Raw genomic sequence first — 16,217 nt, 5'->3', positions numbered from 1 at the left:
GGGCGCAAGCCTACCAGCAAGTGTAGCCGCCATCGACCAGAACGATGCTTCCGGTCATAAGGCTGGCCGCCTCGGACGCCAGGAACAGCACCACGGAGGCGATCTCGTCAACCTGCCCCATCCGCGCCATCGGGGTTCCACCGATCCAGGCGTCGTACATTCTGGGGCTGTTCTTCACGAAGGCGTTCAGCGGCGTCTCGATATAGGTCGGCGCCACGGCGTTGACGCGAACCCCGCGCGCGCCCCATTCGGCGGCGAGCGATTTCGTCAGGTGATGCACCGCGGCCTTGGAGGCGTTGTAGAAGCACTGTTCCTGCGGCTTGTTGACGATGAAGCCGGACATCGAGCCGACATTGACGATGGTGCCGGATTTCGCCTTCAGCATGTGATTGCCGAAGGCGCGACAGCACCAGAAAGTGCCGTTCAGGTTGACGTCGATGACGTTGAGCCAGTGCTCGTCGGTCACGGTTTCCGCCGGCGTCTCGCTGCGGGCGATGCCGGCATTGTTGACGAGAATGTCGACCTTACCGTACTTGCCGACCAGTTCGTCGGCGACCGCGGCGACGCGACCGGAATCCGTCACGTCCATCAGCGCGATGTCGGCGTCAAAGCCCTTGGCCTTCAGCGCCGCCTGCGCGTCATTGGCAACCTTGGCGTCGCGATCGCCGATGATGACCTTGGCGCCGGCTTCGGCGAGCGCCTCGGCGCAAGCGAGCCCGATGCCCTGACCCGCGCCGGTGATGATGGCGGTCTTGCCGCCGAGCCTGAATTTTTCGAGGTACATTTTCTTCTTCCTTAGCTTCTTTTTGAGCATGATCCGTTCGGAAAACCGCTTCACGCTTTGCGCTAACGCGGCCCTCCGGGTCCGGATCATGCTCTACGCGTGAATCGATTTTCCGCTGTCGTCGAAACGGTGGATGCGCGCCGGATCCGGGATCAGCGACACCCGGTCGCCGGGATGCAGATCAAGCTCGCCGACATAGCGCGCGGTCAGCATTCCCAGCGGTCCGGCGTCGACATAGAGGAAGGTGTCGCTGCCGAGATGCTCGGCGACCGAGACGGTGCCGTGCCAGCCGCCCTGCCCGTCGCGCTCGACCCTCAAATGCTCGGGCCGTACCCCGATGGTCGCGGCGCCCTGCTGCTTCGCGATCTCACCGGTGACGAAATTCATCTTCGGCGAGCCGATGAAGCCGGCGACGAACAGGTTGGCAGGCTTCTCATAGAGCTCGAGCGGCGAACCGTATTGCTCGATCTTGCCGCCGTTCAGCACCACGATCTTGTCGGCCATGGTCATGGCCTCGACCTGGTCGTGGGTGACGTAGATCGCCGTGGTGCCGAGCTGCTTCTGCAACCGCGTCACTTCGAGCCGCATCTGCACCCGCAGCGCGGCGTCGAGATTGGACAGCGGCTCGTCGAACAGGAACGCCTTCGGCTCGCGCACGATGGCGCGCCCGATCGCGACGCGCTGGCGCTGGCCGCCGGAGAGCTCGCGCGGCTTGCGGTCGAGATAGGGTGTCAGGTTGAGCGTCGCCGCGGCCGCCTCGACCTTGCGGTTGATCTCGCCCTTGGCGATGCCGGCCATCTTCAGGCCGAACGCGATGTTGCCGCGCACGCTCATATGCGGATAGAGCGCGTAGGACTGGAACACCATCGACAGCCCGCGCTTGGCCGGCGGCACGTCGACGACATTGCGTCCGTCGATCAGGATAGCGCCGCCGGTGACATCCTCGAGCCCCGCGATCAGCCGCAGCAGCGTGGTCTTGCCGCAGCCGGATGGGCCGACGAACACAACGAAGGAGCCGTCGGCGATGTCGAGATCGGCGCCCTTGATGATGTGGACCGGCCCGAACGATTTTTGCACACCCTGCAGCGTAATCTGACCCATGGCAAAAGCCTTTCTGCTACTTGACCGCGCCGAAGGTCAGTCCGCGGACGAGCTGCCGCTGACTGAACCAGCCGAGCACGAGAATGGGCGCGATCGCGAGCGTCGACGCCGCCGACAATTTCGCCCAGAACAATCCTTCCGGGCTGGAATAGGACGCGATGAAGACGGTGAGCGGCGCCGCCTCGAGCGTCGACAGATTGAGGGTCCAGAACGCCTCGTTCCACGCCAGGATCAGATTGAGCAGCAACGTCGAGGCCAGCCCCGGCACCGCCATCGGCGTCAGCACATAGATCAGCTCGCGCCCGATCGTGGCGCCGTCCATCCGCGCCGCCTCGAGGATGTCCTTGGGGATCTCCTTGAAATAGGTGAACAGCATCCAGATCACGATCGGCAGATTGCCGAGGCACAGGATGAAGATCAGGCCGGAGCGAGTGTCGAGCAGGCCGAAGGTGCGGTAGATCAGATAGATCGGCACCAGCACGCCGACCGGCGGCATCATCTTGGTGGAGAGCATCCAGAGCAGCACGTCCTTGGTCCGCTTGGTCGGCGAGAACGCCATCGACCACGCCGCCGGGATCGCGATCAGCATCGCGATCAAGGTCGAGCCGCCGGCGATAATGATCGAGTTGAGCGCGTGATGGAAATAGTCGCTGCGCTCCTGCACCGTGGCGTAGTTCTCGGTGGTCCAATGGAAGAACAGGAACGAAGGCGGGATCGCGAACGCTTCGAGCTCGGTCTTGAAGCTCGCCAGCACCATCCAGAGGATCGGGAAGAAGATCAGGAAGCCGACCAGCCAGGCCGCCACCGTCGAGATCACCTTGCGCCGTGTCGTGACCATCCGCGCCATGACGTTACGCCTCCAGATTCCGGCCGACGATACGAACGAGGAAGAAGGCGACGATGTTGGCGAGCACCACCGCGACCAGGCCGCCCGCCGAGGCGCTGCCGACGTCGTACTGGATCAGCGCCTGCGAATAGATCAGGAAGGCGATGTTGGTGGTCTGCAGGCCGGGGCCGCCGCCGGTGGTGACGAAGATCTCCGCGAACACCGTGAGCAGGAAGATGGTTTCGATCAGGATCACCACGGTGATCGGGCGCGCCAAATGCGGCAGCGTGATGTAGATGAAGGTCGAGATCGCGCTCGCGCCGTCCATCTCGGCCGCCTCCTTCTGCTCCTCGTCGAGCGATTGCAGCGCGGTGAGCAGGATCAGGGTTGCGAACGGCAGCCATTGCCAGGAGATGATCAGGATCACCGAGAACAGCGGCGCGTCGTTGAACCAGTCGATCGCCGGCAGCCCGAACAGATGCGCGATCCAGGCGAACAGGCCCGACACCGGATGCATCAACAGGTTCTTCCAGACCAGCGCGCTCACCGTCGGCATCACGAAGAACGGCGCGATCACCATCAGCCGGACGATCGATAGCCCGACCACCTGCTGGTCGAGCAGCAGCGCCAGCGGCACGCCGAGGATGATCGTGATCGCGAGCACCGAGCCGACCAGCACCAACGTGTTCTGCAACGAGGCGAGGAAGGCCGGATCGGTCAGGAAGTAGCGGAAATTCTCCAGCCCAACGAATGATTCAGAGCCGGGATCGAGCAGATTGTAATGCAGGGTCGCGAAATAGATCGTGAGCGCCAGCGGCACGATCATCCAGATGAACAGCAGCGCCACCGCGGGCGTGAGCAGCGTGCGTGCAAGCAGTTGGGTCTGCTGGGTCGCCATCCCCGCCTCCTTCTCAAGGAAAGGAGCGACCATCCCGCTGCGGGACAGGATGGTCGCAAGTGGCCCAGCTCGGGAGGTCTAAGCTGGTCGGGCGGCCAAGGCGTTCGACGCGCCCTGGCTTTGGTTCCGGCGTGCTCTACTTGATATAACCCGCGCGCTTCATTTCGCGCTCGGTCACGGACTGCGCAGCGGTGAGCGCCGCATCGACGGTGGTCGCGCCGGACAGCGCCGCGGAGAACTGCTGGCCCACCTGGGTGCCGATGCCCTGGAATTCAGGGATCGCCGCGTACTGCACGCCGACGTAAGGCACCGGCTTCACCGTCGGCTTGTTCGGATCGGCGGCGTCGATCGAGGCCAAGGTCAGCTTGGCGAAGGGGGCGACCTTCAGATAGTCGGGGTTGTTGTACAGCGAGGTGCGCGTGCCCGGCGGCACGTTGGCCCAGCCTTCCTTCGCGGCGACGAGCTTGGTGTAGTCCTTGCTGGTCGCCCAGGCGATGAACTTCTCGGCCGCCTCGACCTTCTTCGAGCCGGCGGGGACCGCGAGACTCCACGCCCACAGCCAATTGGCGTTCTTGCCGAGCCCGGTGTTCGGCGCCAGCGCAAAGCCGACCTTGTCGGCGACCGTGGATTCCTTCGGATTGCTGACGAACGACGCCGCCACGGTGGCATCGATCCACATCGCGCATTTGCCGGCGTTGAACAGCGCGAGGTTCTCGTTGAAACCGTTGGAAGAGGCGCCGGGAGGGCCGGCCTGCTTCATCAGGTCGACATAGGTCGTCAGCGTCTTCCTCCATTCCGGCGAATTGAACTGCGGCTCCCACTTCTCGTCGAACCAGCGCGCACCAAAGGAATTCGCCATCGCGGTCAGGAACGCCATGTTCTCGCCCCAGCCGGCCTTGCCGCGCAGGCAGATGCCGTAGACGCCGGCGGACTTGTCGGTCAGCTTCTTGGCGGCGTCGACCACGAAGTCCCAGGTCGGGCTCTCCGGCATCTTCAGGCCGGCCTTGTCGAACAGGTCGGTGCGATACATCACCATCGAGCTCTCGCCGTAGAACGGCGCGGCATAGAGCTTGCCGTCGACCGAGACCGCATCCTTGATCTTGGGCAGGAGGTCGCCGACGTCGTAATCGGCGCCGAGCTTGTCGAGCGGCACCAGCCAGTTCTTCTTGGCCCAGATCGGCACCTCATAGGTGCCGATGGTGAGCACGTCGAACTGGCCGCCCTTGGTGGCGATGTCGGTGGTCACGCGCTGGCGCAGCACGTTCTCCTCGAGCGTCACCCATTTGACGGTGATGTCGGGATTCTTCGCGGTGAATTCGCTGGTGAGCCCCTGCATGCGGATCATGTCGCCATTGTTGACGGTCGCCACCGTCAGCGTGGTCTGGGCGATCGAGGGGGCAGAGATCAAAACAGCAGCCGCGCCCGCAACGGCGCAAAGGACGTTTTTCAAGGTGACCTCCCTTATGTCACGTTGAGCATATGCCCACGTGTTGAGCGTATGTTCACTCCATCGCCAAACTTTGTCAAGCACGCGGGAGCGCCGTCCCGCGCGTTTGCGGGGTTCCACTGCACGCTGGAATGGAGGTGTCTGCGGAGATGAAGAAGGGCGCTGAGACCCAGAAGGCAACTTGATTTGCGGCCACAGCGGGACTGCGCTCCCTCGCCCCGTTCTTACGGGGAGAGGGTTGGGGTGAGGGGCTCTTTCCGCGCATACGAAGCGGACGAATGCGCGGAGACTCCCCCTCACCCGGATCGCATCTCCGATGCGATCCGACCTCTCCCCGCAAGCGGGGCGAGGTGAAGTACGACTCGTGGCGCCTAACGATCCAGCACCGCGCGCGCGGTGGCCTCATCGGTGATGAGGCCGTTGATCACCCGGCCCGCCAATGCGGCCTTGATCGAGGGCACCTTGGCGCCGCCGACCGCCGCGGCGATCGTGGTCGCTTCCGCTGGGATCTGCGGCGGAATGCTGGTCAGCCGCTTGTTGGTGCCGCCCTTGATCAGACGGCCCTTGGCGTCATAGGCCCAGCCGGTCACCTCGCCGACCGCGCCGAGCCGCATCATCTCCAGCAGTTCCTCGCGGGTGACGAAGCCGTCGACATGGACCTGGGCCTTCTGGTCCATCTGGCCGATGCCGATCAGCCGCAGATCGGCCTTGGCGGCGACCGCCCTCACCCGCGCGATCGGGTCGATGCGCACCATGCGGTTGCGCTCGTCCTCGCTCGACATCAGGAACGGCAGCGGCATCGGGTAATGGCGCGCGCCGGTGCGGTCGGCGAGCCGTCCCACCGTGTCGTAGAAGCTCGCCGAGCCGTCGGCGGAGATGTTGCCGACCAGCGAGACGATCTGGTGATCGGGCCGCTCGATCGGCGAGACCCGCTCGACCGCGGCGCGCACCGCGCGGCCGGTGCCGAGCGCGACGATGACAGGCGTCTCCGCGCGCAGCGTCGTCTCCAGCAGATTGGCGCTGCGCTCGGCGATCCCTGCATTGGACAGCGGCGCCGCCGGATCGGTCGGCACGACGTCGCAATGCACCAGATCAAACCGCGCCTTCAGCCGGGAGGCCAGCTCCATGCAGGCCGCGATGGGATGTTCGAGGCGAAACGTGATCAGCCGCTCCGCCAGGCACAGCGACACCAGGCGCTGCGCCGAGGCGCGCGACACCTGCAGCATTTTCGCAATCTCATCCTGGGTGTGGCCCGCGATGAAATACAGCCAGCCGGCGCGCGCCGCATCGTCGAGGCGAGACTTTTCGTTGTCGGGCGCAGCCATCGTCTTGCGTCAGCCTTCCATCCAGAAATCCGTCATCGCGGCGAAGATTCGATCCGCCCCCGCTTGCCGCAGCAGAGCACTGCCATCCGCCAACCGATAGTGGGCGCCGCCGACAAATCCCCACACTTTCATGCCCGCCGCCTTCGCGGCCATCACGCCGCTGACGCTGTCTTCGATCACGAGCGTGCGGCGCGGCGCGGCGCCCATGGCGCTTGCCGCATGCAGGAACAGATCAGGGGCCGGCTTGCCGTGCCTGACCATCTGCGCGGTGTAGAGCCGCGGCCCGAAGCTGGCAGCGAGGCCGGTCAGCTCCAGCGAAAACTTCACCCGCTCGAGATCGCTCGATGAGGCGACACAATATGGCAGCCGCAATTCCTCGAGCACCGCCGCGATGCCGGCGATCGGCTTCAGCCGGGAGCGGAAGGTCTCACGAACCTGCAGCGCGAGGTCAGGCAGAAACGTCTCGGGCAACGGCTTTCCGACGCCCCGGCAGTAGTCGACCACGGCCGCGGTGCTGCGGCCGAGAAAGAGTTCGAGCGCCCGCTCGGTGCTCATCCCGATGCCGGCCTGGACCATTGCCTCGGCGAGACAGCGGCAGCTCAATTCCTCGCTGTCGACGAGCACGCCGTCGCAGTCGAAGATGACGAGATCGGTCTCGGGAAGCCGCGGATCCATCCCGACATGAGATCATATGCTCACGCCATGAGCAATAGATCACGGTTTCCGCGCGGAATGCCGCGCCTCAAATGGTCGCGGTGCACCGCCAGGGATGCTGTGCGACAAGGCGAAATGCCGCATGACACACCTCTGATCGCGACCGTCGTCGCGGGCCTCGGCCTCGCTTTTGTCTTCGGAACCATCGCCCAGCGCTTTCGGGTTCCGCCACTGGTCGGTTATCTGCTCGCGGGCGTGGCCGTCGGTCCCTTCACACCCGGCTTTGTTGCCGATCAGGCGCTGGCAACCGAGCTCGCGGAGCTCGGTATCATTCTCCTGATGTTTGGCGTCGGCCTGCATTTCTCGCTGAACGATCTGTTGTCGGTGCGCGCGATCGCGGTGCCCGGCGCGATAGCGCAGATTGCAGTCGCCACATTGATGGGCCTCGGCCTCGCGCTCTTGATGGGCTGGACCGTCGGCGCGGGTCTCGTGTTCGGCCTCGCGCTGTCGGTCGCAAGTACCGTCGTGCTGTTGCGCGCACTGCAGGAGCGCCGCCTGATGGACACCGAACGCGGCAAGATCGCGGTCGGCTGGCTGATCGTCGAAGACCTCGCCATGGTGCTGGCGCTGGTGCTGTTCCCGGCGGTGGCGAGCTTGCAGGGCGGCGATGGCACAGCGCTTACCTCCGACCCGCTCGCGGCCCGCTTCGGTCTCGGGCTCACCAGCGTACTGGTGCTGACGCTGATCAAGATCGCCGTGTTCATCGCGCTCATGCTGGTGGTCGGGCGTCGGCTGATCCCGTGGGTCCTGCACTACATCGCGCATACCGGCTCGCGCGAGCTGTTCCGGCTGACCGTACTCGCGATCGCGCTCTGCATCGCGTTCGGCGCGACCAAGCTGTTCGGCGTCTCGCTGGCGCTCGGCGCCTTCTTCGCCGGAATGATGCTGCGGGAATCGCCGCTCAGCCAGCGCGCGGCCCAGGAGACCCTGCCGCTGCGCGATGCGTTCGCGGTGCTGTTCTTCGTCTCCGTCGGCATGCTGTTCGATCCACTCAGCGTGGTTCGCGAGCCCTGGCCGTTCGCAGCGACGCTGTTCGTCATCGTGGTCGGCAAGTCGATCGCCGCCCTTCTGATCGTCGTGCTGTTCCGTCATCCGATGGCAACCGCCCTGATGATCTCGGCGAGTCTCGCCCAGATCGGCGAATTCTCCTTCATCCTGGCCGAACTCGGCGTTGCGCTCGATCTGCTGCCGAAGGCCGGTCGCGACCTGATCCTGGCGGGCGCGATCTTCTCGATCATGCTCAACCCGCTGGTGTTCGCGGTGGTCGACTGGCTGACGTCGCGGCTCGAGAAGCCGCAGGCTTCCTCGCCAACTGCCGCAGCTTCTGAACCAATCCCGGTCACCGAATTGCAGGATCACACCATCCTGGTCGGCTACGGCCGGGTCGGCAGCATCGTCGGCGATGCGCTGCATCAACGCAGCGCGCCGTTCCTCGCGGTCGAGGCGTCCGACGACATGGTCGCCAAGCTCAAGGAGCGCGGCATCGAAGCCCTGATGGGCAACGCCGCGCGCGCCAGCGTGCTGCGCGCGACCAATCCGGCCGGCGCGCGATCGCTGGTCATCGCCATTCCCGAAGCCTTCGAGGCCGGCCAGATCGTCGAGCAGGCGCGCGCCGCGAATGCCGATATCCAGATCATCGCCCGTGCGCATTCCGACGCCGAGGTCGATCATCTCAAGGCACTAGGCGCCGACATCGTGATCATGGGCGAGCGCGAGATCGCCCGCGGCATGATCGAGGAGCTCGACAGGGCGCATCCGGCTGCTATGCGAACGGCCGAGCAAAATTCGGCAGCTTGAGATAGACTGCACCCATCGTACCGATGCGCGCCGCGCGTCACGCGATGAGGGAGATCGAGCGATGGCCTTCAAGAGCCCGCACGTATCGCTGGTGTCGTTCTCGGTCGAGATCGGCGCCGCGGACACGACAAACGTCATGCAGATCGAGACCGACTTGCATCTGAACACCCGTCATCCGAGCTATGACGCGGCCGCAGTGGAGCGGCTGGTGCGTGACGCACAAGCCTATCTCGCCGGCAATGCCGGCCAAGTCACCCGGATCCGGCTGGTCTCCACCCGCGGCGGCCAGACCTGAAGCCTCATTATTTGAGCTCTTTGTTTGAGCGTGATCTCCGCGCAAACGCTTTGCGTCTGTCGCGAGGGAAAACCGGCTTCCACTTTTCCGGATCATGCGCTAGCCGCCAAGGAATGCCGGCGCCAGATCCTCCTGCACGATGATGTTGGCGGCTTCCGTCGTCAGTTCGCTGCCGACCAGGTCAAGATTCTTGGCGGCCTCGAACAGCATCGACCGGACGTCGTCCGGCGTCAGCACGCCTTTCGCGATCAGCTTGCGCACCAGCGCCTGCAGGATAAGAACGTCGATCTCGCCATGCGCCAGCGGCGTCGGCTTGTCCGTCATGATCGTCTCCCAGGCTGATCCCAAGGCTGAGTCCCAAGGCTGAGGTTCATCGCAAGTGAGGCGCCTAGCGCGGTGGTGACGCGATGTCCTTGTGCAATTGTTCGAACGCGCGGCGCAGGCCGTGCAGCTGATCGACCAGATGAAGGATGACGTCGATGCCCTCGTCGTTGACGCCGAAGTCGCCCTTCAGGTCGCGGATCAGATGCGCGCGCGCCACGTCGGTGTCGGAGAAGCTGATCTCGCTGGCGGTCTCGTCCGGCACGAGCCATTGCTGCTCGATCCAGAACTCCAGGGTCTGCACCTCCAGACCCGCATCGATGAGGAACTGCTGCTTGTTCATGATGCACCATCCTCGCGCGGATCGAATGCCTTTCGATCCCAGTTCGAAACAAACGCCTCGAGCTCGGGATCGGGTCCCTTGGGCAGGACCACCTTGAGCTTGACGAGCTCGTCGCCATGGCCTCCGCCGACGCGGGGCGCACCCTTGCCGCGCAACCGCATGGTCGTGCCGGTGTTCGATCCCTTCGGAACCGTCATGGTCACGGCACCGGTCGGCGTCGGAACGCGGACTTTTCCGCCGAGCACCGCCTCGGACAGCGAGATCGGCAGTTCCAGCGTAATGTCGTCACCCTCGCGGGTGAAGCGCGGGTCGGGGCGAACTTCCACCTCGATCAGCGCATCGCCGGGACCGCCCTTGCCGCTGCCGGGCATGCCCTTGCCGCGCAGACGAATGATCTGGCCATCGACGAGCCCCGGTGGGATCGTCACGTCGAGCGTACCACCGTCGGGAAGCGTCAGCCGCTTGCTCGCACCGGTGATCGATTCCGCGAAGTCGATCGCGAGAGCGTAATGCAAATCGCGGCCACGCCGGTTGGCGCGCGCCTGCTCGCTGCGCCGGAGCAATTCGGCGAAGGCGTCGTCCTGGTCCATGTAGTCGGCATAGCCGGAGCTGTCGGCATAGGAATGCCCCGCATCCGCGGTGGCGAAATCCCGGTAGTAGCGATGCTGCGGCCGCTCGGCGCCATCAGCATCGATCTCGCCGGCGTCGAAGCGCTTGCGCTTCTCGGCATCCGAGAGCAGATCGTTCGCAGCAGCGACTTCCTTGAATTTGTCTTCGGCCGCCTTGTCACCCGGATTGAGGTCCGGGTGCAGCTTCTTCGCCAGCTTTCGATAGGCCTTCTGGATATCGGCCGCAGACGCCGTCGGGGCAACGCCAAGAACCTCGTACGGATTTCTCACAACCTGCTCCGCAACACCGTGAGTGCACCTGCAATCATGAGGGCGCAAAAGCAGGCGATTTGCAAGTGCGCAGGCGCGCCGCCCGGAAGCGGCCGACGCAGCATGCGCTCACCTCACATGACAAGTTAAGATGTATGTCCGGGGTCCAGATAGTTCGGCATGTTCTTTTGCTGCTGCGGCGTCATCTTGGCGGTATCCGCCTTGCCTGGCACGCCCCGCGGACCGAGCAGGGCGCGCTGCATATCGTCCTCGCTCAAACGCGGCTTGCCATCGTCGAGCTGTCCATCGCCACCGTGACTCTGTGCCATGACCAACCTCCCGTGATGATCGCTTGCACAGGCGGAACAATACCGCGCTCCGCCGGAACGAGCCAGCGGAGCGCGGACGTGCCTTAGTGTTGCTCCTGCCGCTTCTCCTCTGCGGGATGACCTGCCGCAGGCGCAGCATGCGGAGCGGCGTGCGGCTCCGGCCGTGCCGCCGGCTGGGGATGGGCGGCCTGCGGCTGCGGATGCGGCTCAGGGCGCGCCATCGTCTCCGGGTGCGCTTGCGGCTTTGCTGCTGGCTCCGGTCGCGCTTCGGGCCTCGCTGGCTCAGGCCGCGCGACGGGCTTCGCTGCAGGCTCGGGACGCGGCTCTTCCTTGCGCACCTCTTCGGGCCGCTTCTCCTGCACGGCAGGCCGCGCCGCTTCTGCAGGATGCGGCTCAAGCTTAGGCTCGGCGGCAGGCGCTGCGCGCTTCTCTTCGACCGCGGGCCTGTTCACTTCGGCGGGCGGATGCGCCGCAACGCCCTTCTCGGGAACCGGAAGCGCGTGGGATCCGGCAGGCGCCGGCGCGGCAGGATGCGGCTCGGCCTTGGTCTCGGGAGCAGGTGCCACGCGCTTCTCCTCGGCCGCGGGCTTGTTCGCCTCGACGGGCGGATGCGCCGCCGGAAGCTCCTTTCCCGGGACCGGGAGCGCATGGGAGGCAGCCGGTGCTGTTGCGGGTGCGGGTGCGGCTCCCGGGTGCCCCGGCTCCCCGGCCGCCGGCCGTGCGGCGTTGGCCGGCACTGCCTCGCCGGCCGGCCGCGCGCGAACCACGCCCGGTCCCTTCAATTCGCCGGGACGCGCCGTTGCGGCAACAGCGGGCACGCCATTGTTGGTCCGCTTGAACAGGCTCGGATCCTGGCTTGCGGTCTCGACCTGCTTGCGTTGCAACGGCGTCGCCGCGAAGTGCTGCTCCTTGGCGACCGCGCGCTCGGCCGGCGTCGGCCGCACCTCGATGCCGCCGCGGCCGCCATTGTAGCTGACGTTGTTGACGGTGGTCTGATTGATCGTGACGTTCTTCTCGTAGACGTTGGTGATCCGCGCACCCTGCAGATTGTTCACGGTGCGATTGTAGAAGAAGTTGCCGTGATCCCAGCGGCCGCCTTCATAGCCCGACCCGCCGTAGCCGAAGCCGTAATTGATGCCACCGTAGAAGCCGACGCGATCACCCCAGTAGCCCTGATGGAAAATGAAGCCGCCGCCGAACGCGCCCCAATAACCAGGTGTCCACAGCAGCCCGACCCGCGGCGGCTGCACCCAGGTGCCCGGCACCCAGTAGTAATCGCCGCGATCCTCGTCCCACGACCAATTGCCCGGCGACCACATATAGCCGGGACCAGGCACCGGCGGCTGATCGTAGGTCGGCAACGGCGGCGGCGCGGTCTCGACGGCAGAGACCGGCGCGCATGCCGCATCCTGCGCGATTGCGGGCACCGCAGTCGCATAGAACAGCGCCGTGGTAATCGCTGCACACGACACGGTCGAAAGGAGACGAGTTGTCATTGGGAGCCTCTTCGATGAGCACGTTCAACGTGAGACGGAACAAAAGTTCCGTGCGTCGGCAATGCACCGACACACTTCATCGCTAGCGCCTTGACCTTACACCAGCCTGAAACGCATCGACGCAAACGGAAACGCGCTCATCCGGCTATTCACGGTCGGTTCAGAGCGCGCCGTGATGCAACGTTGCGCGATTCAGTGGAACATCGCGCGTTGCTTCTCTGTATCAGCGAGCGAGCGACACGAAACGCGACGCGATCGATTCCGAAAACGTGTCCCGATCATGACCTGGGCCTTTGTACGATCACAGCGGTCGATGCTCATCCAACACTCGCTTCGCGAGCCCGGCGATCCATCGAACCGTAATCAGCGCGATGCGTGCACCCGGCTTGCCGGCGCGGCCGTAGCAGTGCCTCCCGATGAGTGCCAGCGACGAACATCAGCCCTCGCAACGGCTTAACCGCAGCATCCCAGCGAGCGCGCTCCGCGATTGACACTCTCCTGAAAGGACCACACGATGCGAGATGCGGCAGCCTTTGGCCCGCGGTTTTCCGCCGGCGCAATTGCACGGGGCTGTTGCATGATGGATGTCATCGTTCCGCCATCTGTCGCCGACGGAACTGCGTGGCATAATGGATCTCGACGAGCCTGCGTTGCTTGAGGTGCCACGATGAACATAGAAAAATATACTGATCGCGTTCGCGGCTTCATTCAGTCGGCGCAATCGCTCGCGATGCGCGAGGGGCATCAGCAGTTCTCGACGCTGCACATCCTGAAGGTGCTGCTCGACGACAATGAGGGCCTCGCGGCCGGGCCTGATCGACCGCGCCGGCGGCAATTCGCGCGCGATCCTCAAGGCGACCGAAGACGCGCTGGCGAAGGTACCGAAGGTCAGCGGCGCCGGCTCGGGACAGATTTATCTCGCGCCCGAGACCGCGCGCGCCTTCGCCGCGGCGGAACAGGCCGCTGACAAGGCCGGCGACAGTTTCGTCTCGGTCGAGCGCCTGCTGCAGGCGCTCGCAGCCGACAAGGACAGCGAGGCCGGCAAGCTGCTCGCCAAGGGCGGTGTCAATCCGCAGAACCTGAATGCGGCCATCAACGCGCTGCGCAAGGGCCGCACCGCCGACAGCGCATCGGCCGAGAACGCCTATGACGCGCTGAAGAAATATGCCCGCGACCTCACCCAGGCCGCGCGCGACGGCAAGCTCGACCCGGTGATCGGCCGCGACGAGGAGATCCGCCGCACCATCCAGGTGCTGTCGCGGCGGACCAAGAACAATCCCGTGCTGATCGGTGAGCCCGGTGTCGGCAAGACCGCGATCGTCGAGGGCCTCGCGCTGCGCATCGTCAACGGCGACGTGCCGGAAAGCCTGCAGGACAAGGCGCTGCTCGGGCTCGATCTCGGCGCGCTGATCGCCGGCGCAAAGTATCGCGGCGAGTTCGAGGAACGGCTCAAGGCGGTGCTGCAGGAAGTGACCTCGGCCGAAGGCGGCATCATCCTGTTCATCGACGAGATGCACACGCTGATCGGCGCCGGCAAGGGCGACGGTGCGATGGACGCATCCAACCTGTTGAAGCCTGCGCTCGCCCGTGGCGAACTGCATTGCATCGGCGCCACCACGCTCGACGAATACCGCAAGCATGTCGAGAAGGATGCAGCGCTGGCGCGGCGCTTCCAGCCGGTGTTCGTCTCCGAGCCGACGGTCGAGGACACCATCTCGATCCTGCGCGGCTTGAAGGACAAATACGAGCAACATCACGGCGTGCGCATCGCGGATTCGGCGCTGGTCGCCGCTGCCACGCTGTCGAACCGCTACATCACCGACCGCTTCCTGCCCGACAAGGCCATCGACCTGATGGACGAGGCCGCGGCGCGACTGAAGATGCAGGTCGATTCCAAGCCGGAAGAACTCGATTCGCTCGACCGCGAGATCATCCGGCTCAAGATCGAGCAGGAAGCGCTGAAGAAGGAGACCGATCTCGGCTCCAAGAGTCGCCTGCAGACGCTCGAGAAGGATCTCACCGACCTGGAAAAGAAATCGGCGGATATGACTTCGAAATGGCGGTCGGAAAAGAGCAAGCTCTCCGATGCGCAGAAGATGAAGGGCGAACTCGAACAGTTGCGTACCGAGCTCGCCAATGCGCAGCGCAAGGGAGAATTCCAGAAGGCGGGCGAGCTGGCCTATGGCCGCATTCCCGAGCTCGAGAAGAAGCTCGCGGCGGTCGAGGCCAGCGAGACCTCGTCCACCAGCGAGACCGTGACCGCCGACAATATCGCGCAGGTGGTGTCGCGCTGGACCGGCGTGCCGGTCGACAAGATGCTGGAGGGTGAGAAGGACAAGCTGCTGCGCATGGAGGAGATGCTCGGCAAGCGCGTCGTCGGCCAGGCCGAGGCCGTCCGCGCGGTGTCGACCGCGGTGCGCCGCGCCCGCGCCGGCCTGCAGGACCCCAACCGGCCGATCGGCTCGTTCATGTTCTTAGGTCCCACCGGCGTCGGCAAGACCGAGCTCGCGAAAGCGCTTGCCGAATATCTGTTCGATGACGAGACCGCGATGATCCGCCTCGACATGTCCGAATACATGGAGAAGCACTCGGTCTCGCGGCTGATCGGCGCGCCGCCCGGCTATGTCGGCTATGATGAGGGTGGTGCCCTGACCGAAGCGGTGCGGCGGCGGCCATATCAGGTGGTGCTGTTCGACGAGATCGAGAAGGCGCATCCCGACGTCTTCAACGTACTGCTGCAGGTGCTCGACGACGGCCGCCTGACCGACGGCCAGGGCCGCACCGTCGATTTCCGCAACACGCTGATCATCATGACCTCGAACATCGGCGCCGAATATCTGGTCAACCAGCCAGAAGGTCAGAGCACGAGCGCGGTGCGCGAGCAGGTGATGAACATGGTACGGGCGCACTTCCGGCCCGAATTCCTCAACCGGATCGACGAGATCATCCTGTTCCACCGGCTGCAGAAGAGCGACATGGGCCGCATCGTCGAGATCCAGTTCTCGCGGCTGCGCAAGCTGCTCGAGGATCGCAAGATCGAGCTGGAGCTCGACCCGAAGGCGCGCGACTGGCTCGCCGAGAAGGGTTGGGATCCGGCTTACGGCGCCCGCCCGCTGAAGCGGGTGATCCAGCGCAGCGTACAGGATCCGCTGGCGGAGATGATCCTTTCCGGCGACGTGCGCGACGGCTCAGAGGTGAAGCTCTCGGCCACCAGGGCCGGCCTCACCTTCAACGGTAAGAAGCCGGAAAACGCAGCGGCGGACGAATTCGAACCGGTGTGAGACAGGCCGGATTGCCCACGACGCGCTGTCATCGCCGCGTCGTCTGCCGGCATCATATGCAAGCCGAATATACAAGCTGACCTGCAACCAGGAGAGCGCCATGACGCAGCACAAGATCAAGGACAACATGGAGGTCATCGGCGCCGATGGCGTGCATGTCGGCACCGTCGATCACGTCGAGGGCAACCGCATCAAGCTCAAGAAAAGCGAGAGCGACGGCTTCCACAGGGGCCATCACCACTTCATCGAGCTCGGCTTCGTGGCGGGTGTCGAAGGCTCCAAGGTTCGGCTCTCGGCCAACGCCGCGATCGCGGTGACCCTCGAGGAAGAGAAGTCCGGCAAGCCCGTCGATTGAGGCAGGCACCTCTGCAAGAGCGTGAGC

The 16,217-nt window shown here is 64.9% G+C and carries 15 protein-coding genes and 1 pseudogene; 4 read left to right on the top strand and 12 right to left on the bottom strand.

The annotated features are described in order from the left end of the window. Positions 1-10: 10 nt before the first annotated feature. The 7 genes from ACVIYL_RS18350 to ACVIYL_RS18320 all read right to left on the bottom strand — a co-directional run bounded on the left by ACVIYL_RS18350 (position 11) and on the right by ACVIYL_RS18320 (position 7,056). Positions 11-784, bottom strand: coding sequence for an SDR family NAD(P)-dependent oxidoreductase (locus tag ACVIYL_RS18350; RefSeq protein WP_057019317.1), 774 nt, complete (start codon positions 782-784; stop codon positions 11-13). Between the two features lie 93 nt (positions 785-877). Continuing rightward, a complete protein-coding gene (locus tag ACVIYL_RS18345) occupies positions 878-1,885 on the bottom strand; it encodes an ABC transporter ATP-binding protein (protein WP_092081652.1) in 1,008 nt (335 codons plus the stop codon). Positions 1,886-1,901: 16 nt separating this feature from the next. After that, entirely contained in the window at positions 1,902-2,732 is an 831-nt protein-coding gene (locus ACVIYL_RS18340) for a carbohydrate ABC transporter permease (protein ID WP_069279505.1), read from the bottom strand. Positions 2,733-2,736: 4 nt separating this feature from the next. Next, positions 2,737-3,609, bottom strand: coding sequence for a carbohydrate ABC transporter permease (locus ACVIYL_RS18335; RefSeq protein WP_024583852.1), 873 nt, complete (start codon positions 3,607-3,609; stop codon positions 2,737-2,739). A gap of 136 nt (positions 3,610-3,745) precedes the next feature. Then, the gene (locus ACVIYL_RS18330; RefSeq protein WP_456779377.1) at positions 3,746-5,059 is read right to left on the bottom strand and encodes an ABC transporter substrate-binding protein; all 1,314 of its coding nucleotides are present in this window, start codon (positions 5,057-5,059) and stop codon (positions 3,746-3,748) included. A gap of 368 nt (positions 5,060-5,427) precedes the next feature. Beyond that, on the bottom strand, positions 5,428-6,381 hold the full coding sequence (locus ACVIYL_RS18325; protein ID WP_310880215.1) for a sugar-binding transcriptional regulator: 954 nt from the start codon (positions 6,379-6,381) through the stop codon (positions 5,428-5,430). A 9-nt stretch (positions 6,382-6,390) separates the two neighbouring features. Further along, the gene (locus ACVIYL_RS18320; protein ID WP_456779376.1) at positions 6,391-7,056 is read right to left on the bottom strand and encodes an HAD family hydrolase; all 666 of its coding nucleotides are present in this window, start codon (positions 7,054-7,056) and stop codon (positions 6,391-6,393) included. A 114-nt stretch (positions 7,057-7,170) separates the two neighbouring features. Between ACVIYL_RS18320 and ybaL the strand changes: the two genes are divergently transcribed. Together ybaL and ACVIYL_RS18310 are read left to right on the top strand one after the other, a co-directional pair. Continuing rightward, entirely contained in the window at positions 7,171-8,892 is a 1,722-nt protein-coding gene (gene ybaL, locus ACVIYL_RS18315; protein WP_456779375.1) for a YbaL family putative K(+) efflux transporter, read from the top strand. Positions 8,893-8,953: 61 nt separating this feature from the next. Next, positions 8,954-9,187 carry a hypothetical protein gene (locus ACVIYL_RS18310; RefSeq protein ID WP_028343292.1) on the top strand — a complete coding sequence of 78 codons (234 nt, stop codon included), beginning with the start codon at positions 8,954-8,956 and terminating at the stop codon, positions 9,185-9,187. Between the two features lie 99 nt (positions 9,188-9,286). Here ACVIYL_RS18310 and ACVIYL_RS18305 read toward each other — a convergent pair whose 3' ends face one another. From ACVIYL_RS18305 to ACVIYL_RS18285, 5 genes are all read right to left on the bottom strand, one after another. Beyond that, the gene (locus ACVIYL_RS18305) at positions 9,287-9,511 is read right to left on the bottom strand and encodes a hypothetical protein (RefSeq protein WP_016843345.1); all 225 of its coding nucleotides are present in this window, start codon (positions 9,509-9,511) and stop codon (positions 9,287-9,289) included. Between the two features lie 64 nt (positions 9,512-9,575). Next, positions 9,576-9,851, bottom strand: coding sequence for a chaperone modulator CbpM (locus ACVIYL_RS18300; RefSeq protein WP_092081643.1), 276 nt, complete (start codon positions 9,849-9,851; stop codon positions 9,576-9,578). Continuing rightward, on the bottom strand, positions 9,848-10,750 hold the full coding sequence (locus tag ACVIYL_RS18295) for a DnaJ C-terminal domain-containing protein (RefSeq protein ID WP_456779374.1): 903 nt from the start codon (positions 10,748-10,750) through the stop codon (positions 9,848-9,850). Before ACVIYL_RS18295 ends, ACVIYL_RS18300 begins: the two co-directional genes overlap by 4 nt. Positions 10,751-10,875: 125 nt before the next feature. Continuing rightward, on the bottom strand, positions 10,876-11,058 hold the full coding sequence (locus ACVIYL_RS18290) for a hypothetical protein (RefSeq protein WP_028343296.1): 183 nt from the start codon (positions 11,056-11,058) through the stop codon (positions 10,876-10,878). 83 nt (positions 11,059-11,141) lie between these two features. Beyond that, on the bottom strand, positions 11,142-12,554 hold the full coding sequence (locus tag ACVIYL_RS18285) for a hypothetical protein (RefSeq protein WP_456779373.1): 1,413 nt from the start codon (positions 12,552-12,554) through the stop codon (positions 11,142-11,144). 667 nt (positions 12,555-13,221) lie between these two features. Between ACVIYL_RS18285 and clpB the strand changes: the two are divergent. Together clpB and ACVIYL_RS18275 are read left to right on the top strand one after the other, a co-directional pair. Further along, positions 13,222-15,835: pseudogene (clpB, locus tag ACVIYL_RS18280) on the top strand (ATP-dependent chaperone ClpB). Positions 15,836-15,935: 100 nt separating this feature from the next. Continuing rightward, positions 15,936-16,190 carry a DUF2171 domain-containing protein gene (locus ACVIYL_RS18275; protein WP_456779372.1) on the top strand — a complete coding sequence of 85 codons (255 nt, stop codon included), beginning with the start codon at positions 15,936-15,938 and terminating at the stop codon, positions 16,188-16,190. The last annotated feature ends 27 nt before the right edge of the window (positions 16,191-16,217 follow it).

The sequence above is a fragment of the Bradyrhizobium sp. USDA 3315 genome, from assembly GCF_054056795.1.
The sequence above is the reverse complement of the archived record's forward strand: the minus strand, read 5'-3'. Positions and strand labels throughout refer to the sequence as shown.

Excerpts from the sequence above, each read along its gene's own strand:
- ACVIYL_RS18350 (WP_057019317.1), bottom strand. The coding sequence starts at position 784 with ATGTACCTCGAAAAATTCAGGCTCGGCGGCAAGACCGCCATCATCACC.
- ACVIYL_RS18345 (WP_092081652.1), bottom strand. The coding sequence starts at position 1,885 with ATGGGTCAGATTACGCTGCAGGGTGTGCAAAAATCGTTCGGGCCGGTC.
- ACVIYL_RS18340 (WP_069279505.1), bottom strand. The coding sequence starts at position 2,732 with ATGGCGCGGATGGTCACGACACGGCGCAAGGTGATCTCGACGGTGGCG.
- ACVIYL_RS18335 (WP_024583852.1), bottom strand. The coding sequence starts at position 3,609 with ATGGCGACCCAGCAGACCCAACTGCTTGCACGCACGCTGCTCACGCCC.
- ACVIYL_RS18325 (WP_310880215.1), bottom strand. The coding sequence starts at position 6,381 with ATGGCTGCGCCCGACAACGAAAAGTCTCGCCTCGACGATGCGGCGCGC.
- ACVIYL_RS18320 (WP_456779376.1), bottom strand. The coding sequence starts at position 7,056 with ATGGATCCGCGGCTTCCCGAGACCGATCTCGTCATCTTCGACTGCGAC.
- ybaL (WP_456779375.1), top strand. The coding sequence starts at position 7,171 with ATGCCGCATGACACACCTCTGATCGCGACCGTCGTCGCGGGCCTCGGC.
- ACVIYL_RS18310 (WP_028343292.1), top strand. The coding sequence starts at position 8,954 with ATGGCCTTCAAGAGCCCGCACGTATCGCTGGTGTCGTTCTCGGTCGAG.
- ACVIYL_RS18305 (WP_016843345.1), bottom strand. The coding sequence starts at position 9,511 with ATGACGGACAAGCCGACGCCGCTGGCGCATGGCGAGATCGACGTTCTT.
- ACVIYL_RS18300 (WP_092081643.1), bottom strand. The coding sequence starts at position 9,851 with ATGAACAAGCAGCAGTTCCTCATCGATGCGGGTCTGGAGGTGCAGACC.
- ACVIYL_RS18290 (WP_028343296.1), bottom strand. The coding sequence starts at position 11,058 with ATGGCACAGAGTCACGGTGGCGATGGACAGCTCGACGATGGCAAGCCG.
- ACVIYL_RS18285 (WP_456779373.1), bottom strand. The coding sequence starts at position 12,554 with ATGACAACTCGTCTCCTTTCGACCGTGTCGTGTGCAGCGATTACCACG.
- ACVIYL_RS18275 (WP_456779372.1), top strand. The coding sequence starts at position 15,936 with ATGACGCAGCACAAGATCAAGGACAACATGGAGGTCATCGGCGCCGAT.